This is a genomic window from Pseudomonas massiliensis (assembly GCF_000826105.1).
Taxonomy (GTDB): domain Bacteria; phylum Pseudomonadota; class Gammaproteobacteria; order Pseudomonadales; family Pseudomonadaceae; genus Aquipseudomonas; species Aquipseudomonas massiliensis.
The window spans coordinates 114,476-134,981 of sequence record NZ_CCYK01000004.1 but is presented as its reverse complement, the minus strand read 5'-3'; the positions used below and the strand labels follow the sequence as shown (position 1 = coordinate 134,981).

General features: G+C 63.0%; 25 protein-coding genes. 12 read left to right on the top strand and 13 right to left on the bottom strand.

The features are described 5' to 3' along the window. Positions 1–76 precede the first annotated feature (76 nt). From rdgB to BN1188_RS02055, 3 genes are read left to right on the top strand one after another with little or no spacing between them, the layout of a single operon-like run. Entirely contained in the window at positions 77–673 is a 597-nt protein-coding gene (gene rdgB / locus BN1188_RS02065; RefSeq protein WP_040259549.1) for an RdgB/HAM1 family non-canonical purine NTP pyrophosphatase, read from the top strand. Continuing rightward, positions 670–1,818 (top strand): radical SAM family heme chaperone HemW, encoded by a 1,149-nt coding sequence (gene hemW / locus BN1188_RS02060; protein ID WP_040259548.1) that lies wholly within the window; start codon positions 670–672, stop codon positions 1,816–1,818. Before rdgB ends, hemW begins: the two co-directional genes overlap by 4 nt. 10 nt (positions 1,819–1,828) lie before the next feature. Then, complete coding sequence (locus tag BN1188_RS02055; RefSeq protein ID WP_040259547.1) at positions 1,829–2,152, top strand: DUF3392 family protein; 324 nt, start codon at positions 1,829–1,831, stop codon at positions 2,150–2,152. An 18-nt stretch (positions 2,153–2,170) separates the two neighbouring features. On the opposite strand, the gene trmB is transcribed toward BN1188_RS02055, so the two are convergent. The 4 genes from trmB to BN1188_RS02035 all read right to left on the bottom strand — a co-directional run bounded on the left by trmB (position 2,171) and on the right by BN1188_RS02035 (position 4,432). Further along, entirely contained in the window at positions 2,171–2,893 is a 723-nt protein-coding gene (gene trmB / locus BN1188_RS02050) for a tRNA (guanosine(46)-N7)-methyltransferase TrmB (protein ID WP_040259546.1), read from the bottom strand. 9 nt (positions 2,894–2,902) lie between these two features. Beyond that, the gene (locus BN1188_RS02045; RefSeq protein WP_040259851.1) at positions 2,903–3,697 is read right to left on the bottom strand and encodes a thiazole synthase; all 795 of its coding nucleotides are present in this window, start codon (positions 3,695–3,697) and stop codon (positions 2,903–2,905) included. A gap of 84 nt (positions 3,698–3,781) precedes the next feature. After that, the gene (thiS, locus tag BN1188_RS02040) at positions 3,782–3,982 is read right to left on the bottom strand and encodes a sulfur carrier protein ThiS (protein ID WP_040259545.1); all 201 of its coding nucleotides are present in this window, start codon (positions 3,980–3,982) and stop codon (positions 3,782–3,784) included. Positions 3,983–4,054: 72 nt separating this feature from the next. Continuing rightward, the gene (locus BN1188_RS02035) at positions 4,055–4,432 is read right to left on the bottom strand and encodes a DUF423 domain-containing protein (protein ID WP_040259544.1); all 378 of its coding nucleotides are present in this window, start codon (positions 4,430–4,432) and stop codon (positions 4,055–4,057) included. Positions 4,433–4,471: 39 nt separating this feature from the next. Here BN1188_RS02035 and mtgA point away from each other — a divergent pair, with 39 nt between their 5' ends. Continuing rightward, the gene (gene mtgA, locus BN1188_RS02030) at positions 4,472–5,227 is read left to right on the top strand and encodes a monofunctional biosynthetic peptidoglycan transglycosylase (protein ID WP_040259542.1); all 756 of its coding nucleotides are present in this window, start codon (positions 4,472–4,474) and stop codon (positions 5,225–5,227) included. A 185-nt stretch (positions 5,228–5,412) separates the two neighbouring features. Here mtgA and rpoH read toward each other — a convergent pair whose 3' ends face one another. From rpoH to ftsY, 4 genes are all read right to left on the bottom strand, one after another. Further along, positions 5,413–6,267, bottom strand: a complete 855-nt coding sequence (gene rpoH / locus BN1188_RS02025; protein ID WP_040259541.1) for an RNA polymerase sigma factor RpoH — start codon at positions 6,265–6,267, stop codon at positions 5,413–5,415. 106 nt (positions 6,268–6,373) lie between these two features. Beyond that, positions 6,374–7,399 (bottom strand): permease-like cell division protein FtsX, encoded by a 1,026-nt coding sequence (gene ftsX, locus BN1188_RS02020; RefSeq protein ID WP_040259539.1) that lies wholly within the window; start codon positions 7,397–7,399, stop codon positions 6,374–6,376. Beyond that, complete coding sequence (gene ftsE / locus BN1188_RS02015; RefSeq protein WP_040259538.1) at positions 7,396–8,067, bottom strand: cell division ATP-binding protein FtsE; 672 nt, start codon at positions 8,065–8,067, stop codon at positions 7,396–7,398. The genes ftsX and ftsE overlap by 4 nt, the downstream gene beginning before the upstream one ends. Next, the gene (ftsY, locus tag BN1188_RS02010; RefSeq protein WP_040259536.1) at positions 8,064–9,443 is read right to left on the bottom strand and encodes a signal recognition particle-docking protein FtsY; all 1,380 of its coding nucleotides are present in this window, start codon (positions 9,441–9,443) and stop codon (positions 8,064–8,066) included. Before ftsY ends, ftsE begins: the two co-directional genes overlap by 4 nt. A 231-nt stretch (positions 9,444–9,674) precedes the next feature. Here ftsY and BN1188_RS02005 point away from each other — a divergent pair, with 231 nt between their 5' ends. The 4 genes from BN1188_RS02005 to BN1188_RS01990 are packed head-to-tail and all read left to right on the top strand — an operon-like array spanning position 9,675 to position 14,085. Then, complete coding sequence (locus BN1188_RS02005; RefSeq protein ID WP_040259534.1) at positions 9,675–11,027, top strand: M16 family metallopeptidase; 1,353 nt, start codon at positions 9,675–9,677, stop codon at positions 11,025–11,027. Beyond that, positions 11,020–12,468 (top strand): M16 family metallopeptidase, encoded by a 1,449-nt coding sequence (locus tag BN1188_RS02000; RefSeq protein ID WP_040259532.1) that lies wholly within the window; start codon positions 11,020–11,022, stop codon positions 12,466–12,468. The genes BN1188_RS02005 and BN1188_RS02000 overlap by 8 nt, the downstream gene beginning before the upstream one ends. Continuing rightward, positions 12,468–13,061, top strand: coding sequence for a 16S rRNA (guanine(966)-N(2))-methyltransferase RsmD (rsmD, locus tag BN1188_RS01995; protein WP_040259531.1), 594 nt, complete (start codon positions 12,468–12,470; stop codon positions 13,059–13,061). The genes BN1188_RS02000 and rsmD overlap by 1 nt, the downstream gene beginning before the upstream one ends. Before the next feature lie 10 nt (positions 13,062–13,071). Beyond that, complete coding sequence (locus BN1188_RS01990) at positions 13,072–14,085, top strand: hydrolase (RefSeq protein ID WP_040259530.1); 1,014 nt, start codon at positions 13,072–13,074, stop codon at positions 14,083–14,085. Here BN1188_RS01990 and BN1188_RS01985 read toward each other — a convergent pair. Continuing rightward, complete coding sequence (locus BN1188_RS01985) at positions 14,072–14,947, bottom strand: sulfurtransferase (RefSeq protein ID WP_040259529.1); 876 nt, start codon at positions 14,945–14,947, stop codon at positions 14,072–14,074. The genes BN1188_RS01990 and BN1188_RS01985 overlap by 14 nt on opposite strands. Positions 14,948–14,990: 43 nt before the next feature. After that, a complete protein-coding gene (locus tag BN1188_RS01980; protein WP_084596129.1) occupies positions 14,991–15,683 on the bottom strand; it encodes a TetR/AcrR family transcriptional regulator in 693 nt (230 codons plus the stop codon). Positions 15,684–15,846: 163 nt separating this feature from the next. On the opposite strand from BN1188_RS01980, the gene BN1188_RS01975 reads away from it, so the two are divergent. The 3 genes from BN1188_RS01975 to BN1188_RS01965 all read left to right on the top strand — a co-directional run bounded on the left by BN1188_RS01975 (position 15,847) and on the right by BN1188_RS01965 (position 16,982). Continuing rightward, positions 15,847–16,062 (top strand): acyl carrier protein, encoded by a 216-nt coding sequence (locus BN1188_RS01975; RefSeq protein WP_040259528.1) that lies wholly within the window; start codon positions 15,847–15,849, stop codon positions 16,060–16,062. Between the two features lie 95 nt (positions 16,063–16,157). Continuing rightward, positions 16,158–16,637, top strand: coding sequence for a pantetheine-phosphate adenylyltransferase (gene coaD, locus BN1188_RS01970; protein ID WP_040259526.1), 480 nt, complete (start codon positions 16,158–16,160; stop codon positions 16,635–16,637). Positions 16,638–16,730: 93 nt separating this feature from the next. Then, positions 16,731–16,982 carry a YfhL family 4Fe-4S dicluster ferredoxin gene (locus BN1188_RS01965; RefSeq protein WP_040259525.1) on the top strand — a complete coding sequence of 84 codons (252 nt, stop codon included), beginning with the start codon at positions 16,731–16,733 and terminating at the stop codon, positions 16,980–16,982. Positions 16,983–16,986: 4 nt separating this feature from the next. On the opposite strand, the gene BN1188_RS01960 is transcribed toward BN1188_RS01965, so the two are convergent. The 3 genes from BN1188_RS01960 to BN1188_RS01950 all read right to left on the bottom strand — a co-directional run bounded on the left by BN1188_RS01960 (position 16,987) and on the right by BN1188_RS01950 (position 19,105). Further along, positions 16,987–17,328: a hypothetical protein gene (locus BN1188_RS01960; RefSeq protein WP_040259524.1), complete on the bottom strand. Its 342-nt coding sequence runs from the start codon at positions 17,326–17,328 to the stop codon at positions 16,987–16,989. 85 nt (positions 17,329–17,413) lie between these two features. Continuing rightward, on the bottom strand, positions 17,414–18,226 hold the full coding sequence (gene mutM / locus BN1188_RS01955; protein ID WP_040259523.1) for a bifunctional DNA-formamidopyrimidine glycosylase/DNA-(apurinic or apyrimidinic site) lyase: 813 nt from the start codon (positions 18,224–18,226) through the stop codon (positions 17,414–17,416). Between the two features lie 21 nt (positions 18,227–18,247). Then, positions 18,248–19,105: an HDOD domain-containing protein gene (locus BN1188_RS01950; RefSeq protein WP_040259522.1), complete on the bottom strand. Its 858-nt coding sequence runs from the start codon at positions 19,103–19,105 to the stop codon at positions 18,248–18,250. Positions 19,106–19,244: 139 nt separating this feature from the next. Here BN1188_RS01950 and BN1188_RS01945 point away from each other — a divergent pair, with 139 nt between their 5' ends. Further along, positions 19,245–20,441: a class I SAM-dependent rRNA methyltransferase gene (locus tag BN1188_RS01945; RefSeq protein WP_040259520.1), complete on the top strand. Its 1,197-nt coding sequence runs from the start codon at positions 19,245–19,247 to the stop codon at positions 20,439–20,441. Positions 20,442–20,506: the final 65 nt, after the last annotated feature.

Sequence of the window (20,506 nt, the reverse complement as noted above, 5' to 3'; positions counted from 1 at the left end):
AGGCTCTGGCCAGGGGCATGCTCTGCGCTATTCCGGCGCCTTGGCGCCGCCCGCTTATCGAGCCTTATCGAAACCCATGACCACTTTTACCCAATTGGTATTAGCCAGCCATAACACCGGCAAGCTCAAGGAACTCCAGGCCATGCTGGGCGGCAGCGTACAGCTGCGCTCCGTGGGCGAGTTCAGCCAGGTGGAGCCGGAGGAAACCGGCCTTTCTTTCGTGGAAAACGCCATTCTCAAGGCGCGCAATGCGGCGCGCCTGTCCGGCTTGCCTGCCCTGGCCGATGATTCCGGCCTGGCTGTGGATTATCTTGGCGGGGCGCCGGGCATTTATTCGGCTCGCTATGCCGATGGCCAAGGCGACGCGGCCAACAACGCCAAGCTATTGGCCACGCTGGAAGGCGTACCGCAAGCCGAGCGCGGAGCCCAATTCGTTTGTGTCCTGGCCCTGGTGCGGCATGCTGACGACCCCTTGCCCATTCTCTGCGAGGGACTCTGGCACGGGCGGATCCTGCCGGCGGCACGCGGCGCCCATGGCTTCGGCTATGACCCCTTGTTCTGGGTACCGGAGCGGGGCTGTTCCAGTGCCGAACTCAGTCCTGATGAGAAGAATCAGCTCAGCCACCGCGCCCGGGCCATGACTCTGCTGCGCCAACGCCTGGGGCTGGCGTGAGCCCCGTGCCCGGCTTGCCACCGCTGGCGCTATACATTCATATCCCCTGGTGCGTGCGCAAGTGCCCCTACTGCGACTTCAACTCCCACGCCGCGGGATCGGACCTGCCTGAAGACGCCTACGTCAGTGCCCTGCTCGATGACTTCGAGCGAGAGCTGGGCGGCGTGCAGGGGCGCCCCCTGTCATCGATCTTCTTCGGCGGCGGCACGCCCAGCCTGTTCAGTGCCGAGGCGCTGGGCCGACTCTTGGACGGCTTGCGCGCACGCGTTGCCATACCGGAAGAAACAGAGATCACCCTGGAGGCGAATCCTGGCACCTTCGAGCAGGAAAAATTCATCGCCTACCGCAAGCTCGGCATCAATCGTTTGTCTATCGGCGTCCAGAGCTTCCAGGCCGACAAGCTCGAAGCGCTAGGTCGCATCCATAGTGGAGATGAAGCCTTGCGCGCGGCGGAAATGGCTCGCCGGGCCGGCTTCGACAACTTCAACCTGGACCTTATGCACGGTTTGCCAGGGCAAACCCAGGAAGAAGCCCTCGATGACCTGCGCCAGGCCATTGCCCTGGCCCCGACTCATCTGTCCTGGTACCAGCTTACGCTCGAGCCCAATACGGTGTTCTGGAACCAGCCGCCGCAATTGCCCGAAGACGATATCCTCTGGGACATCCAGGAAGCCGGCCAGGCATTGTTGGCCCAGGCCGGCTTCGCCCAGTACGAAGTCTCTGCCTATGCCAGGCCTGGCCGAGCCGCCCGCCATAACCTCAACTATTGGCAGTTTGGCGATTTCATCGGCATTGGCGCTGGGGCGCACGGAAAGCTCACTGACGCCAACGGGGGTATCCGACGGACCTGGAAGACCCGCCTGCCAAAGGATTACCTCAACCTGGCCAAACCGTACCTGGCCGGCGAGAAATACCTTGAGCCGCAAGAGCTGCCCTTCGAATTCCTGATGAACGCCCTGCGCCTGACGGACGGTGTACCGACGCAACTGTTCGCCGAGCGCACCGGCCTCAGTTTGACAGCCTTGGCCGAGGGGCGGCGCGCGGCCGAACAAAAGGGGCTTCTGCAGGTCGAACCGGCGCGCCTGGTTGCCACGGAGCGAGGCCAGCTGTTTCTCAATGACCTTCTGCAATTGTTCTTAAGCTAAGGATTCACGCATGGACATGCTTCTGGATGTGCTTTCGACGATGTCCCGCTGGTGCCGCGGACAGCTTTCCGAAATTGCCCTGGCGTTGGTGGGCTGCGCCCTGGTGCTCTTCGGCGCGCAGATCAAGGCATGGGCCGAGCAGAAGGTCGGCGGGCTGGGCGGGGCCTTGCGGGTGCCCTTGATGGCCCTGGCCTGCGCGGTGGGCAGTGGCGCTGTGCTGATCCACGCCACGCCCTGGGTACTGAAGGGCCTGCAGCAATTCAACAACTACAGCCTGGCGCCAGTGTTGGTGGTAGTGCTGGTATTGGTTGGGGTGGTCGCGGACCGCAAGTGATCCGCTGCCCACCTGGGATCATTCGACGCGTTCGAACTTCAGGTCCCAAACGCCGTGGCCGAGGCGTTCGCCACGACGCTCGAACTTGGTCACAGGCCGCTCGCTGGGCCGCTCGACCCAGCGCCCGTCGCTGGCAAGGTTGCGATAGCCAGGCGCCACGCTCATGACTTCCAGCATATGCTCGGCGTAGGGCTCCCAATCGGTGGCCATGTGCAGGATGCCGCCAGGCTTGAGCTTGCTGCGAACCAGCTCGGCGAAGGCCGGCTGAACGATCCGCCGCTTGTGGTGGCGGCTCTTGTGCCAGGGATCCGGGAAAAACAGCAGCAGGCGGTCCAGGCTGGCGTCGGCCACACAGCGCTTTAGCACCTCGATGGCATCGCAATCGAATACCCGCACATTCTTCAGCCCTTGGCCCAGCACGCCGTTGAGCAAGGCGCCGACACCGGGACGGTGCACCTCTACCCCGATGAAATCCTGCTCCGGGGCGGCGGCGGCCATTTCCAGCAACGAGTGGCCCATGCCGAAGCCGATCTCGAAGGTGCGGGGCGCCGAGCGTCCAAACACCTCATCGAAATCCATCGCGGCGTCGGCCAGCGGCAGGATGAACAGCGGCCCCCCCTGGTCGAGACCGCGTTGCTGCCCTTCGGTCATGCGGCCGGCGCGCATTACGAAACTCTTGATGGTGCGCCGGTGGGAAGGCGTGTCCTCGGCGGCTGCCGGGTTTGGCTGTGAATCGGTCATGGGAGCTCTTTACTTGATCAGGCCATCCAGCGGCGAAGAGGCGCTGGCATAGAGTTTTTTCGGCATGCGGCCGGCGAGCCAGGCCAAACGGCCGGCAACGATCGCATGTTTCATGGCTTCGGCCATCAGCACGGGTGACTGGGCATGGGCGATGGCCGAATTCATCAGCACCGCTTCGCAGCCCAGCTCCATGGCGATGGTCGCATCGGATGCCGTGCCTACGCCAGCGTCCACCAGTACCGGTACCTTGGCCTCCTCGAGGATGATCCGCAGGTTGTACGGGTTGCAGATACCGAGGCCCGTACCGATCAGACCCGCCAGGGGCATGACGGCTATGCAGCCGATCTCGGCCAGCTGTCGGGCGATGATGGGGTCATCGCTGGTGTAGACCATAACATCGAAGCCTTCCTTGACCAGTACTTGCGCGGCCTTGAGGGTTTCGATCACATTGGGGAACAGGGTTTTCTGGTCTGCCAGTACTTCCAGCTTGACCAGCTTGTGGCCATCGAGCAGCTCGCGGGCCAGGCGACAGGTGCGCACGGCCTCGTTTGCATCGTAGCAGCCCGCCGTGTTCGGCAGGATGGTGTAACGATCAGGCGGTAGTACGTCCAGCAGATTCGGCTCGCCGGGGTTCTGCCCGATATTGGTACGGCGCACTGCCACCGTGACGATTTCAGCACCCGAAGCCTCGATGGCCAGACGGGTTTCTTCCAGGTCGCGGTATTTACCGGTCCCCACCAACAACCGTGACTGATAGGTACGCCCCGCCAGGACGAATGGCTTGTCTGCGTTCATTGTGCTCATGGTCTTCTCGTAGGGAATGAGGTGCGGTACGCCGGCCTGGCTATCCGCGACAGTGGGCAGGTTCACCGATGTTCGGCGCAGCCCCTAGCCGCCGCCGATCGCCTGCACGACTTCCACCTGGTCACCTTCGTTAAGCAGTGTGGTGGCGTGCTCGCTGCGCGGCACGATATCCAGGTTCAGCTCGACCGCGACTCGGCGCCCGGCCAGCTCCATGCGAGCCAGCAGGTCGGCAACGGTTTCGCCGGTCGGCAGCTCGAAGGTGTCTCCGTTCAACTGAATGCGCATGTGCGGCGCCAATGCTATGTGAGGGCGTGCATTCTAGCGAAAATCCAGGGTAGCGACCAAGGCACAGCCTGTTCAGGCAGCGCCGAGCCGCCAGGCGGCCAGGCCCAGGCAGGCCCAGCCGGCCAGGAACGCCAGCCCGCCGAATGGCGTGATGATACCCAGGCGCGGTATCCCACCCAGGGTAAGCGCATACAGGCTTCCGGAAAACAACAGGATGCCTAGGGCGAAGAGCCCACCGCTCCATGCCATCAAGCGTCCGGGAAGGGCATTGGCCAACACCGCCACTCCAAGCAGGGCCAAGGCATGGATGAGCTGGTACTGCACCCCGGTCTGGAAAATGGCCAGGCATTCCTGGCTGAGTCGGCCCTTGAGACCATGGGCCGCGAAAGCGCCCAAGGCCACTCCGGTGAAGCCGAAGAAAGCAGCCAGCATAAGTAAAGTGCGCAACATGGAGTGTCCTTCCGGATCAACGACATCGAGGCCTGTATAATGGCCCGCTCTTTCGCCAGGGCCAAGGACACCATGCTAGGGACGCTCCTTCAGCACACTCGTCGCTTTCTGATGTGGTTCGCCATCGGCAGCGTAACCCTGGTGCTTGTGTTTCGCTGGGTTCCGCCGCCGGGCACCGCCTTGATGATCGAGCGCAAGGTGCAATCCTGGGTCGATGGCCAGCCTATCGACCTGCAACGGACATGGCGAAGCTGGGACAACCTGCCCGACGACCTGAAAGTGGCCGTCATTGCCGGTGAAGATCAGAAATTCCCCTTCCACTGGGGGTTCGACCTCCCCGCCATCCGCGCCGCCTTCAGCCATAACGAACGCGGTGGCGCGCTACGCGGCGCCAGCACTCTGACCCAGCAAGTGGCCAAGAATCTGTTCCTGTGGTCGGGTCGAAGCTACCTGCGCAAGGCACTGGAAGCCTGGTTTACGGTATTGATCGAAGTGCTATGGCCCAAGCAGCGCATCCTGGAGGTATATCTGAACAGTGCCGAATGGGACAGCGGCGTGTTTGGCGCCGAAGCGGCGGCCCGACATCACTTCAATACGTCCGCCGCCAATTTGAGCCGCCAGCAGGCCAGCCTGCTCGCCGCGGTACTTCCCTCACCCTTGAAATGGAACGCAGCCCGGCCTAGCCCCTATGTGCTACGCCGGGCTGCCTGGATACGCCAGCAGATGGGCCACTTGGGAGGAAGCGATTATCTGGGGAACCTGGACAGGCCCAGGTCCGCGCCCTGGGCCCAGTAGGAGGTAGCGAAGCTACCGAATGGCACCCACACGAGCGTGGATTCACAAGCGTCGATTCGCCAGCTTCGCTGGCTCCCACCCGCTGTCCAACGATTAGCTTGAGCATTTGATTCAGGCCCGTGCCCCAGGCCAATATTGGCCAGCTGCCCAGCCTCCACTAAGGAGGCCGGCAGGCTTGAGGCGTATCAAGCAGCGATGGTGCCCTTGAGCTTGTTCATCGCGTTCTTTTCCAACTGACGGATGCGCTCGGCAGACACGTTGTACTTGGCGGCCAGTTCATGAAGCGTGGCCTTTTCCTCGGCCAGCCAGCGCTGGTAGAGAATATCGCGGCTGCGTTCGTCCAGCACTTCCAGCGCCTCGTGCAGGTTGCTGGTGGAGCTGTCGGTCCAGTCTGCATCTTCCAGCTGACGAGCCGGGTCGTAGCGATGGTCTTCCAGGTAATGAGCCGGAGACTGGAACGCGCTGTCGTCATCGGCCTCCGCGGCCGGGTCGAAAGCCATGTCCTGGCCTGTGAGGCGGCTTTCCATTTCACGCACTTCGCGAGGCTCCACGCCCAGGCTTTCGGCCACGCGATGCACTTCTTCGTTGTTCAGCCAGGCCAGACGTTTTTTCTGGCTGCGCAGGTTGAAGAACAGCTTGCGCTGAGCCTTGGTGGTGGCCACCTTCACGATCCGCCAGTTGCGCAGGATGAATTCATGGATCTCGGCCTTGATCCAGTGTACGGCGAAAGACACCAGGCGCACGCCCATTTCCGGGTTGAAGCGCTTGACCGCTTTCATCAGGCCGACGTTACCTTCCTGGATGAGGTCAGCCTGGGCCAGGCCGTATCCGGAATAGCTACGGGCGATATGCACCACGAAACGCAGGTGGGCAAGGACCATCTCCCGAGCGGCGTCGAGGTCCTGGTCGTAGTAGAGCTTTTCGGCCAGTTCGCGCTCCCGCTCGGGTGTCAGCAAGGCAATGCTGTTCACCGCATGCACGTAGGCCTCCAGGTTCGCACCCGGGACTAGCGTATAAGCAGGTTGCAAAGACGTGGTCATTCAAAAACCTCCGAGAAACCGATGTGCGCCTTGTGAGCGCCGACCCAATAGACCACGCTGCCGGAGACGAGTTCCGGTGCACGATCCACTGGCGCCAAAAATTCGATCAGCGTGGCGCCAGCTCCCGAAGGTGCCTCGCCACTGCAATCCATGCACCGATATACCCTAACAATACCGCCCCTAGCAAGAGCGATACCCCGTCTGCCCCGGGAACTCCGGCCAGGGCAAAATCGCTACCGTACAGCCCGGCCAGGTTGGTCACGGCGCCATTGAGCCAGTCCAGTCCGAAGGCAAGCACTGCCCAGGCGAGCAAGCCGGCACCGACCCCATAAAGCGCGCCCATGTAGAGGAACGGCCGTCTTACATAGGCATCCGTGCCGCCCACCAATTTAATGACCTCGATCTCGTTGCGGCGGTTCTCGATATGCAGCCGAATGGTATTACCGATCACCAGCAGCAAGGCGGAGATCAGCAGTACCGCCAGACCGAAGACGAAACGGTCCCCCAGCTTCAGGATAGCCGCCAGGCGTTCCACCCAGACCAGGTCCAGCTGGGCCTGCTCCACGTTCGGCAGTTGCGCCAGTTGTTCACGCAGGGCTTCAAGAGCGGGCTTGTCGACCTCCAGGGGGGTTACCACCACGACGCCCGGCAAGGGATTGTCTGGCAGTTCCTTCAGCGCCTCGCCCAGACCGGACTGCTGCTGGAAGCTTTCCAGAGCCTTGTCGCGGCTGATGAATTCGGCGTCCGCGACGCCCGCCAGCCCCTTCACCTGCCCTACAAGGGACTCGCCTTCCCGTGTTCCAGCGTCCATGCGCATATAAAGGGAAATCTGCGCGGCCCGCTGCCAGGAACCCCCAAGGCGCTCCACATTCTTGAGCAGCAACGACAACCCCATGGGCAGGCTCAAGGCGACCGCCATCACCATGCAGGTGAAGAAGCTGCCGATGGGCTGCCTTCCGAGACGCTTGAGGCTGTCGGCCAGGCTGGCCCTGTGACTTTCCAGCCAGGCGTGAAACAGGGTGCCAAAATCCGGACCCTCGTCTTCGTCCTGGCGACGCGGTTTCTTCGGCGCCGGATCAGCGGGCTTGGGCGCGACCCGGTCCGATACCTTAGGGCTACGTGTGGCGCTCATTGGCCTGCCTCCCCATCGCCGATCAGGCGACCTCGCTGCAAGGTGAGCATGCGATGGCGCATGCGTGCGATCAGTGCCAGATCATGGCTGGCGATCAGCACGCTGGTGCCCAACCGGTTGATATCTTCGAATACGCCCATGATTTCCGCGGCCAGGCGCGGGTCCAGGTTGCCAGTGGGCTCATCGGCCAGCAGCAAGGCCGGCTTGTGCACGATGGCCCGGGCAATGCCCACCCGTTGTTGCTGACCAGTGGAAAGGTCGCCCGGAAAAAGTTCGCCCTTGTCGCCAAGGGATACTCGCTCCAGGGCCGCGTCTACCCGCTTGGCGATCTCGGCCTTGGACAGGCCCAGGATCTGCAGCGGCAAGGCCACGTTGTTGAACACGGTACGATCGAACAGCAACTGGTGGTTCTGAAACACCACGCCGATCTGCCGACGCAGGAACGGGATCTGTGCGTTGCTGATCTGCCCCAGGTCCTGACCGGCCAGCAGCAACTTGCCGCTGGTGGGACGCTCCATGGCCAGCAACAGGCGCAGCAGGGTGCTTTTGCCCGCGCCCGAATGACCGGTTACAAAAAGGAATTCACCTCGACGCACGCGGAAGCTCAGCTCATGCAGGCCCACGTGGCCATTGGCGTAGCGCTTGCCCACCTGCTCGAAGCGGATCATGCACCCTCCCGCTCGGCGAACAGGGCCTTGACGAAGGGCTCGGCCTCGAAGGTGCGCAGGTCGTCGATCCCCTCGCCTACCCCGATGTAACGAATCGGCAGGCCGAACTGCTTGGCCAGGGCGAAGATAACCCCACCCTTGGCGGTGCCGTCCAGCTTGGTCAGGGCCAGGCCCGTGAGGGCCACCGACTGGTTGAAGTGCTTGGCCTGGTTGATCGCGTTCTGGCCAGTGCCCGCGTCGAGCACCAGCAGCACCTCATGGGGCGCGGCTTCATCCAGCTTGCCCATGACCCGGCGTACTTTCTTCAGCTCCTCCATGAGATTGTCCTTGGTGTGCAGGCGGCCGGCCGTATCGGCGATCAGCACATCGATACCCCGGGAGCGGGCGGCTTGCAGCGCATCGAAGATGACCGAGGCGGAGTCGGCACCTGTATGCTGGGCGATCACCGGCACATTATTGCGCTCACCCCAGACCTGCAACTGCTCTACGGCGGCGGCGCGGAAAGTATCGCCGGCGGCCAGCATGACTTTCTTCCCCTCGCGTTGGAAGCGCGCGGCCAATTTGCCGATAGTGGTGGTCTTGCCGGCGCCATTGACACCCACCACCAGGATCACGAACGGCTTGTTCTGCGCCTGTACGACCAAGGGCTGCTCCACGGGGCGCAGCATGTCCGCTAGTTCGCCCTGCAGGGAGGTGTAGAGCGCCTGGGCATCGGTCAACTGCTTGCGCGCCACCTTCTGGGTAAGATTGCGAATGATCACCGAGGTGGCCTCGACGCCCACGTCGGCGGTCAGCAGACGGGTTTCGATTTCGTCGAGCAGGTCATCGTCGATGGCCTTCCGGCCAAGGAAGAGGCTGGCCATGCCTTCGCCGATACTGGCGCTGGTCTTGCTCAACCCCTGCTTGAGCCGGGCGAAGAAGCCTACCTTGGTAGCCTCGCCAGCCACGGGCGCTGGGGGCGCGATCTGCGGCTCGAACGCAGGCATGGCAGGTTCAGGCGCCGCGGGGATCAGGGCCTGGGCCGCCTGGGCGGCCTGCACCGGCGTGGGCGGCGGCAGCGGCGCGGGCTCCGGCTCTGGAGCGATGCCAACCGGCTCTTCCGGTACCGGCAACTCCAGCCGTGGCTCGGGCGCCGTGGTTTCAGGCGCCACTTGCGCCGGGACTGAATCCGACGCCTCGGTGGTCAGCGTTGGCTCGGGGGCAAGTTCCACGGCACGCTCGACGTCCACTTCGGCGGCGTCAGGAGCGTTCGCCAGGGCAGGCTCGGCCACAGGCTGTGGAGCAGGCTCCTGCGGCTTCTTGCGCAGCCAGCCGAACAGGCCTCTTTTCTCACCGGCCTGGGCCGGGGTCTTCTTATCGTCACTGGAACCAAACATGAAGGGCGGCTATCTCAAGGTAGCGAAGCGCCAGCCGGGGCGCTTCGGGGAAACTGGAGGTCGCAGAACAGACCTTTTTTCGCCCGGCGCGTTCGTGCAACATTTTGCGCCGAGACGCTTGGCAAAGCATGGCCACAGGCGTGGCCGTCCACCGGGCGGATCAGTATCCTAGCACCTCCTCGCCCGCCGACGCTAAGGCCAGGGGGCATCCGTACAGGTTCCGTAGTGAAAATGACCGCTCACACCCGCCGCTTCGCCAGCTGGCTGGCCAGCCTGGCCTGCTGTTCCATGGCCACCGTTGCGCTGGCCGCTCAACCCACCCATGAATACCAGCTCGCCAACGGCCTGAAGATCATCGTGCGCGAGGATCACCGCGCGCCGGTGGTGGTTTCGCAGCTCTGGTACAAGGTGGGCTCGAGCTACGAGGGGCCGGGCCACACGGGCCTGTCCCATGCCCTGGAACATATGATGTTCAAGGGCAGCAGCAAGCTCGGCCCCGGCGAGGCCTCGCGGGTACTGCGCGACCTGGGCGCGGACGAGAACGCTTTCACCAGCGACGATTACACGGCTTATTACCAGGTCCTTGCAAAGGATCGGCTGGCCGTGGCCTTGGAAATGGAAGCCGATCGCATGGCTACCCTTGCCCTGCCCCCGGCGGAGTTCACCCGGGAGATCGAGGTGATCAAGGAAGAGCGCCGCCTGCGCACCGAGGACAAGCCCGCGCAGAAAGCCTTCGAGCTGTTCAAGGCGGCCGCCTATCCGTCGTCGGGATACCGCACGCCGACCATCGGCTGGATGGTCGACCTGCAGCGCATGACCATCGATGACCTGCGCGCCTGGTATCGCACCTGGTACGCCCCCAATAACGCCACCCTGGTGGTCGTGGGCGACGTGCAGCCAGAGGAGGTCAAGGCTTTGGCCGAGCGTTTCTTCGGCCCCATCCCGCAACGGCCAGTACCGGCGGCCAAGCGTCCGGTCGAACTGGCCCAACCTGGCGAACGGCGGCTGACGCTGCGGGTACGCACACAACTGCCAAGCGTGCTGATGGCGTTCAACGTCCCGGGCGCGGCAACAGCCACCGACCCTCGCTCGGTCTCCGCGCTGCGCTTGCTGGTGGCCTTGCTCGATGGCGGCTACAGCGCCCGCATGGCCGCGCGACTCGAACGCGGCGCCGAAGTAGTGACCGGAGCCTCGGCCAGCTACGACGCTTACAATCGTGGCGATAGCCTGTTCATCCTCTCGGCCACCCCCAACACCGAGAAAGGCAAGACAGTGGCCGCTGCCGAGAAGGCGCTCTGGGGGCTGCTCGACGAACTCAAGCGCACCGCGCCGTCGGCCGAGGAACTGGAACGGGTCCGCGTGCAATACATCGCCGGGCTGGTCTACGACCAAGACTCGATCACCTCCCAGGCCACGGCCATCGGTCAGTTGGAAACCGCCGGGCTGCCCTGGACCCTGCTCGACAGCGAGGTCCAGGCCCTCGGCCAGGTCACGCCGGCCGATATCCGCCAGGCCGCGCAAACCTACTTCAGCCGCGACCGACTCACCGTCGCCCACGTTCTTCCGGAGGCTGATCATGAGTAAGCGCCCCGTTACCCCATGGCTGCTGGCACTGCTCATGGCCGGCCACGGCGTCGCTCATGCAGAGGCGGCGCCTGCTACCTCAGCGCCCCGGCTGGAGACCCTGGCCAGCGCCGAGGCCGCCACCCCGACCTACCGCCAATTGAATGTGCAGCGCTGGGTCACCCGCGCTGGGTCACGGGTTCTTTTCGTCGAAGCCCACGAGTTGCCCATGTTCGACCTGCGCGTGACTTTCGCCGCTGGTAGCGCCCGTGACGGGCAGCATCCCGGGCTGGCGCTGATGACCAACGCCATGCTCAATGAAGGCGTGCCAGGCAAGGACGTTGACGCCATCGCTCGTGGTTTCGAAGGCTTGGGCGCCGACTTCGGCAATGGCTCATACCGTGACATGGCCGTGGTGAGCTTGCGCAGCCTGGTCGATGAAGCCAGGCGCGTGCCGGCCATGGCGCTGTTCACCCAGGTGATCGGGCAGCCCACCTTCCCGGCTGCCTCGGTCACCCGCATCAAGAACCAACTGCTGGCCAGCTTCGAATACCAGAAACAGAGCCCAGGCCGCCTGGCCAGCCTGGCGTTCATGAGCAAGCTCTACGGCCCCCATCCCTATGCTCACGACACCCAAGGGACGGCTGCGTCGGTGCAGGCCATCACCGTGGCGCAGATGAAAGCCTTCCACAAGCAGGCCTATGCTGCCGGCAACGCCGTTATAGCCCTGGTGGGCGACCTCGACCGCGCCCAGGCCGAAGCCTTGGCCGAGCAGGTATCCCAGGCGCTGCCGGCCGGCTCTGCCTTGCCAGCGCTGCCTGCGGCCGTTTCGCAGGCGCCCGGCGCTACCCATATCGAATTCCCTTCCAAGCAGACCCACCTGCTAATTGGCCAGTTGGGCGTTGAACGCAAGAATCCGGACCATGTCGCGCTCACCCTGGGCAATCAGATCCTCGGCGGTGGCGGCTTCGGCACACGCCTGATGAACGAGGTCCGCGAAAAGCGGGGCCTGGCCTATGGCGTGTCTTCCGGTTTCTCGCCGATGCAGGTTCAGGGCCCCTTCCTGATCAGCCTGCAAACCCGGGCATCGGTTAGCGAAGGCACCCTGGAGCTGGTTCGTCGGGTGCTTCATGACTACCTCCGCGATGGCCCCTCCGAAGCGGAGCTGGCCGCCGCCAAGAAGGAACTTGCCGGAAGCTTCCCATTGTCCAATGCCAGCAACGAGAGCATCGCCGGGCAACTGGGCAGCATGGGCTTCTACGACCTGCCAGCTTCCTACCTGGAGGATTTCATGGCCCAGTCTCAGAAGCTGACCGTGGAACAGGTCAAGAGCGCCATGAATCGTCATCTCGATGCAGACAAGATGACGGTGGTGACCGTAGGGCCGACCGTGGCGCAAGATGCTCTGCCCCCTCCAACCGATAACCCGACCGAGCCTGCGCTCGGCATTCCGGAGCACTAATGGCCATTCAACCTGCCAAATCCGGCCCCCGTGGCGGCCAGGGTCAACTCCGCATCATCGGCGGCGAGTGGCGCAGCCGCAAGGTCAGCTTCCCCGACGGCCCGGGGCTGCGGCCTACGCCTGATCGGGTACGGGAAACCCTGTTCAACTGGCTGGCCCCCTATGTGGCTGGCGCACGGGTGCTCGACCCCTTCGCCGGGAGCGGCGCGCTGTATCTTGAAGCACTTTCCAGGGGTGCTGCCATGGGCTTGGCGCTGGACAACAACGCCGTTGCCATTGCCAGCCTTCGCGATAACCTTGCCCTGCTCAAATGCCCCGTAGGGCAGCTATTGCAGGCCGATGCGGTGCGCTATCTGGAAAACCAGCCCGCGCATCCCTTCGACCTGGTTTTCCTCGATCCGCCGTTCCACCAGAACCTGCTGGCCCCGGTATGCGCCCTGCTCGATGGCAAGGGCTGGCTGGCCGAGCGCGCCTGGGTCTATACCGAGAGCGAAACGCCTCCGTCTTCCTTGGGCCTGCCCGCTCGCTGGCGCCTGCATCGGGAAAAACAGGCCGGCCAGGTGTATTACGCGCTCTGGGCCACGGCTGAGTGAGCCCGGCGCGATGAACCTCGACACGGCGCCAGGCGAGCCCTTCCGCCCCGCCCGGGGCCTGGCGAACCCGCACCTGCAAACCCTGTGGGGGCCGCTCTGGCGCAACGCGCCTGCGCTGGAGCGAACCCGCGAGCGGTTATGGCTGCCCGATGGCGACTTCCTTGATATCGACTGGCACGGCCCTCATGACACCCAAGCCCCGCTGGTAATGGTGTTGCATGGCCTTACAGGCTCATCGAATTCACCCTATGTCGTCGGGCTGCAACAGGCCCTGGCGCGCCAAGGCTGGGCCAGTGCGGCTCTCAACTGGCGGGGCTGTTCGGGCGAGCCCAACCTTCTGCCGCGAAGCTACCACTCGGGGGCCAGCGAGGACCTGGCCGATGTCATCGCCCAGTTCAAGGCGCGCCGCCCCCTGGCGCCGCTCTACGCGGTCGGCTACTCCCTGGGTGGGAATATCCTGCTCAAATACATGGGCGAGACCGGGGCAGGCTGCCCATTGCAGGCTGGGGCGGCCGTGTCGGTACCCTTCCGTCTCGACCAATGCGCGGACCGTATCGGCCTAGGCTTTTCACGCATCTATCAGGCGCATTTCATGAAGGAAATGCTTGGTTACCTTCAGCACAAGCGCCAGCGCTTCGAGCAGCAGGGCCATGCGCACCACGTGGAAGCCTTGGCTGCCTTGGGCCCACTCCAAGGCATACGCACTTTCTGGGATTTCGACGGCCGCATCACCGCGCCGCTGCACGGCTTCAAGGACGCGCAGGATTATTACCGCCGAGCGTCCAGTCGCTACTTCCTGTCAGGTATCGAACGCCCTTGCCTGCTCATCCAGGCCGAAGACGACCCGTTCGTGTTTCGTCACAGCCTGCCCGAAGCCAGCGAACTGTCACCGACTACTACCTTCGAGCGGCACCGCCGTGGTGGCCACGTTGGCTTCGTGGAGGGAAGCCTGCGGCGTCCCGGTTATTACCTTGAACGCCGGATTCCCCAGTGGCTGGGCGAGCGCGCCCTCAACCCGGCCTGACATCGCCCGTCGTGACTTCCACCGGGCGCTGCGGGTCGGTGATCCACTCGCTCCAGGAGCCGGCGTACAGGCGCGCCAGGGGCAGCCCTGCCAGACACATGGCGAACAGGTTGTGGCAGGCGGTGACACCAGAGCCGCAATAGGCTACCAGCTGTGCGGTATCCCCTTTCAAGGACAGGTAGGGCTCGAAACGTTTGCGCAGTTCCTCGGCCGGCAGGAAGGTACCGTCCGGGCCCAGATTCCGGTTGAAATCCAGGCAATGGGCGCCGGGTATGTGTCCCGCCACAGGATCGATGGGTTCGACTTCGCCGTCGAAGCGCGCCTGGGCCCGAGCATCGAGTAGTACAAGCCGGTCCTGTCCGAGCTGATCATGGACCTGCTGGGCGGTCGCAACCAGGTCTGGGTCAGGTTTGCCGCTCAGATGCCCGCGCTTGGTGGAAGGGGGGTTCAGACTTAGCGCGCCGCAGGCCCGGTGCCATGCCTTGAGGCCCCCATCGAGCAGGTAAAGGCCGTTACGCTTACCGAGCCAGACCAGTAGCCACCATGCCCGCGCGGCATAGATGCCTGGGCCGTCGTCATAGAGCACAACGTCGGAATCGGCATCGATGCCCCAATCCTGAAAGCGCTCCAGCAGATACCCAGGGCTGGGCAACGGATGGCGTCCGGTGACGTTCTTGACCACCTTGCCACTCAGGTCTCGTTCAAGGTCAGCCAGGCGCGCGCCTTCAATATGACCTTGGGCATAGCTGCGTCGGCCATAGTCCAGGTCCTCGAGTGAAGCCCGGCAATCGAGAATCACCAATCCAGGTTCCTCGAGCCGCTGGTACAGGGCGGTAGGCGTAATGAGTTGCGCGATAGGCATGGCAGGTTTCCCAGGAAATGCTCGATTGATCCGTGGTTCAGGCCTAAGTTCCAGCGGCCAGGGCGACTGGAGGGCCTGGGCGCTCGGGTTGGTCGACACCCCGAAAGCTCAGCATCAGCTCGGCAAAGGCCGGCCTGGCCGTCGGAGTCACGAACCCCTGGAGCAGACTCAAGGCTTGCCAGGCACCCCGCCGTACTGCCGGCACCGTCAACCGCGCGGGTCCGGGCAAGGTCGTTTGCAGGTAACGAACCCAGGACGTAAGGATCAACCATGCATTGATCGCCACGGTTTGCTGCTCCTGCCCGGTCATGATGAGGATCTGGCAGTTGCAGAGCGCTTCAAGAAGCTTGCGCCCCTCACGCAGGCAAGCGGCTGAAAACGCTCTATGTTGGAGCGCCAGCTCTTGATCAGCCTGAAGCAGATGCTCAAGGTCCCGGTAGATGAAACGGTAGTCCCAGATGGCCGCGATGACCCCTTCAACACAATTTCGCAATCCAGGCATGCCCTGATCCGAAAGCGGATCAAGCTTCAGTGCTCGCTTGACCTGTGCCTGATAGTCAGAAAACAGCAGCGCCACGATCTCTTGCTTGTTACTAAAATGGTAATAGAGATTACCAGGCGACATGTCTGCCGCTGCGGCGATGTGATTGGTGCTCACGCTGCGCTCACCGTGCTCATTGAATAACGCAAGGCCGGTGAAGGCGATGAGTTGGCGGGTTTTCTGACTGGCCCTCATGGCATGTCTCGGCGCGGCTATTCGAGGTATGAGCATAGTGACACAGGCGAGCAAGCCTGACTGTTTTTGCGATTTGCGAATAGAAGCCCAAACAGATCTTGACGTGGCGCAATGCCAGCACTAGCGTGCGTTCAGCTCGGACTTTCACGCGAATGAGGCAGTGATGAATGTATCGCGGGACGATGTCATCGGATTGTGGAAGAAATACCTGCACGTGGATGTGGTCAACGATCAGGACAACTTCTTCGAGCTTGGCGGGGACTCCATCCAGGTATTGCGTATCGTGTACGAACTGAGCCTGCGCTACAGCACGGGCATGGACGTGCGCTCCTTTCTCGCCAACCCTACGCCGGCCGGCCTGCTGGCCGCTGCTCACTGAGGCTTGTCAGCCCCTGCGTACTCACCTGCTGGCGCCTGTGCGCCCGGCTGCGCTACCATCCGAGTCCCTAACGGCTTCCTTTTCAGGATCTGGCGATGAATCGAGTGTTGTATCCAGGCACCTTCGACCCTATTACCAAGGGCCATGGCGATCTGGTCGAACGGGCGTCGCGCCTGTTTGACACTGTGGTGATCGCAGTGGCCGCCAGCCCCAAGAAGAACCCGTTGTTCGCGCTGGATCAACGAGTGGCCCTGGCCAAGGAAGTCACCAGTCACCTGCCCAATGTGGAGGTGGTTGGCTTTTCGACACTGCTGGCGGCCTTTGCCAAGGAGCAAGGCGCCAACGTACTGCTACGCGGCCTGCGGGCGGTTTCCGATTTCGAATATGAATTCCAGTTGGCGAACATGAACCGCCAGCTGGCTCCCGATATCGAAAGCCTGTTCCTGACCCCTTCCGAGCGCTATTCGTTCATTTCCTCCACATTGGTCAGGGAAATCGCCGCTTTGGGCGGTGACATCAGCAAGTTCGTGCATCCGGCCGTGGCGGATGCCCTGCAACAGCGCTTCAAGGGCTGAAACCGACACACCGGCGTGCAAGGCGCCGGTGATTGGGGCAAAATGCGCGCATTGTCTCAGCATGCCCTGGCGCCGGCCCGGGCCGGAGTTTTCATGTCTTTGATCATCACCGACGATTGCATCAACTGCGACGTCTGCGAACCCGAGTGCCCGAACGCCGCCATCTCTCAAGGGGAGGAGATCTACGTGATCGACCCGAACCTGTGCACCCAGTGCGTGGGGCACTATGACGAACCCCAGTGCCAACAGGTGTGCCCGGTGGACTGCATCCCCCTGGATGAAGCCAATCCGGAGACCCACGACCAGCTCATGGACAAGTACCGCCGAATCACCGGCCAGGCCTGATGGATCAATCCCCGTGGTGATAGCCGCTTTCAGTGCAGCCCAGGCAGCGAACGAACGCGGCCCTGCCCGGATCGACCACCAGGGCCTTGCCAGCAGCCTTGACGTTGCCGCCAAGCGCGGTGAAAGGCAGCGACACCACGAACACGCCGGTGCCAATGACGGTAGCTGCGATCAGTAATGGCCGGGCTACCAGCAGGTCGCCAATCATCGCGTAAGCGGGTGGTGCCTGTACGTCGTAGACGGGATCACCGCTGGTATTGCTCTGGGACACCTCGGCCACGACCGAGACACTGGTCATTGCCATGGCCAGCGCCAGGGCGGACGTTAGGGAACGGAACGGCGTCATGAGGCTTCCTTTTCCCCAATGGGGGAAAGCGACTGCAAGTCTGGTTAACTATATCAGCGCAACGCTGGCTGTCAGGCTAGGGACATCATTTCTGACAACCTGGACAATATACGCTGGCACGCTGCCCAAGACGTATTTCTCTTAGTATCCGACCGCATACTTTGCAGTACTCGCCAGCTCGGCCATAAACGAACAGCTCTTGCTGAAAGTATCCTGGCTGGCCGTCACCGCCGATGAAGTCGCGCAAGGTAGTGCCGCCGCGCTCAATGGCATAGGCCAGGATTCGCTTGATTTCTTCGGCCAGGCGCAGGTAGCGCCCTTTGGAGACATTCCCCGCGGCCCGGCGTGGATCTATGCCCGCGGCGAACAGTGCTTCGCTGGCATAGATGTTCCCGACGCCCACGACCACCTGGTTATCCATGATGAACGGCTTGATCGCCGCGCTTCGCCCGCGTGAAAGCGTGAACAGGCGATGGCCGTCGAAGGCATCGGTCAGAGGCTCCGGCCCCAGGCCGCGTAGCAGTTCGTGAGCGTGAGGGTCACTGCTCCAGAGCATCGCACCGAAGCGCCTAGGGTCCGTGTAACGAAGCGCCAGCCCTGACTCCAGTTCGATATCTACGTGCTCGTGCTTCAAGGGCGGCTGGCCGACCGGCACCAGGCGCAGGTTACCCGACATCCCAAGGTGCGCGATAAGCGTACCCACTTCGGCATTGAGCAAAAGGTACTTGGCCCTGCGCTCCACCGATACGAAACGCTGCCCGGAAAGACGCGCATCCAGGTCTTCGGGGACAGGCCAGCGCAAGCGACCGTCGCGGACCACGACACGAGACACGCGCTGTCCCTGGACATGGGGCGCTATGCCACGACGGGTCGTTTCGACTTCAGGTAGTTCAGGCATTGGAAACTCAGCGGGCTGACGTTAGCGGGCACTCATTTCACGCAAGGTTTGGCGCAGGTTATCGAAATCGTATTCCGAGCACCCTACATAATCGAGCACCAGGTCTGCGACGCGGTTCCATTCGTGATCCTCCACCTGGGCGCCCATCACCTGATGGGAGCGGCCTATATGCTCAGCCATCTTCAGTACCGCCAGCAGATTCTTCAAGGGGGTGTGCTGACCAGGATTCGCCTCCAGAACCGCCAAGGCATTGTGATGATTGCCAATGGCCGCGCACAATCTGTCCGGTAGCCGCCATGCCCGGGCTGTGTAGTACCCGACCACGGCATGGTTGGTGTTGTAGGCACGGTTTTCCGCATCCACCACACGGTCGTCCATGCTGGCAGCATAGGCAGCTTCCAGCTGGGCCATGTATTGCGGGAAACGCCCGAGCATCAGCGGCACGCCACAGTCGTGGAGCAGGCCAAGCGCATAGGCCTCGTCCTCGCCGGGCACCTCGAACTCCCGGGCCAGTGCGGCACTGGCGGTGGCCACATCCTGGGCGTTGTCCCAGAACCGGTTGAGGGTAACGATGGTTTCATCGCTCATCTCGCCCTTGATGGACTGCGCATCGATCAAGGCCGCCACCAGTGGCGCGCCCAGGGTATCCACGGCCTGCCTTATACAAGTAAGCCGCTCGCCTTCGGTCAAGCTATTGGTCACCTTGAGTACCGCGCCGGCCAGGCCAGGGTCCTGCGCGATCAGTCGGCCGATAGCGGGCAGGTCCGGGTCGGGCATATACAGCTCCATTTGCAGGTCGACCAGGATCTGGGGCTGGGCAGGCACGCTGATGCCTTGCAGGGTTTGCTCAAGTTGTTCAGGGGTCAGCGCATGCGCCATAAGAAGGGTACTCCGCAATGCGCTGATTCTACCTTCTGCTCAGTTCCTCAGGGCACAGCCTGTCACAGGTTTCATCGGCAATAAGCCCGTGTGGCGCGGCTGCGGGTATAATCACGCTCTTTTTGTCCGGAGCACCCTCATGTCCTTGCCAAGCCTACGTCTTAAAGCCAACGCCGACCGTCGGTTGCGCGCGGGCCATCTGTGGGTCTTCAGCAATGAGGTGGACGTCGCCGCCACGCCGCTGCAGAGCTTGCAGCCAGGCGGCCAGGCGATCCTGGAGGCGGCCAATGGCAAGCCTTTGGGCGTGGTGGCCGTGAGCCCGAACAACCTGATCTGCGCCCGCCTGGTATCGCGCGATGCGCGAATCGTGCTCGACAAGTCGCTGCTGGTGCACCGCCTGAACGTGGCGCTCTCCTTGCGGGAACGGCTGTTCGACAAGCCTTTCTACCGCCTTGTCTACGGTGACTCGGACTTGCTGCCAGGGCTGGTGGTGGACCGTTTCGGTGACATCCTGGTCGTGCAACTGGCTTCGGCCACCATGGAGGCCCATAAGGACGACGTACTGGCGGCCTTGATTCAAGTGCTCAAGCCCAGCGGCGTGCTGTTCAAGAACGACTCCTCCGCGCGTGATGCCGAGGGCTTGCAGCGCTACGTCGAAACGCCGTTCGGCGTGGTGCCGGAGTGGGTGGGCCTGGAAGAAAACGGCGTGAAGTTCGAAGCGCCCGTGATGGAAGGCCAGAAGACCGGTTGGTTCTATGATCACCGCATGAACCGTGCCCGCCTGGCGCCCTATGTCAAAGGCAAGCGGGTACTGGACCTGTTCAGCTATATCGGCGGCTGGGGCGTGCAAGCCGGTGCCTTTGGCGCCAGTGAGGTCTTCTGCGTGGATGCGTCCGGCTTCGCCCTCGATGGCGTGGAGCGCAACGCGGCGCTCAATGGCTTCGCCGAAAAAGTCACCTGCGTTGAAGGCGATGTGTTCGAAGCATTGAAAGAGCTCAAGGCCGCCGAAGAGCGTTTCGATGTGATCGTGGCCGACCCGCCCGCCTTCATCAAGCGCAAGAAAGACCTGAAAAACGGTGAAGGCGCCTATCGCCGCCTGAATGAACAGGCCATGCGGCTGCTGAGCAAGGATGGCATCCTGGTCAGCGCCTCCTGCTCCATGCACCTGCCTGAAGATGACCTGCAGAACATCCTGCTGACCAGCGCCCGCCACCTGGACCGCAATATCCAGCTGCTGGAGCGCGGCGGGCAAGGCCCGGACCACCCCGTACACCCGGCCATTCCGGAGACGCGCTATATCAAGAGCATTACGTGTCGCTTGTTGCCTAATAGTTAAGCGGATGGCGCCTTCGCTGTATTGAGCAGGAATTCAGCTGCCCCTTGACCGATCACACCCCGCCT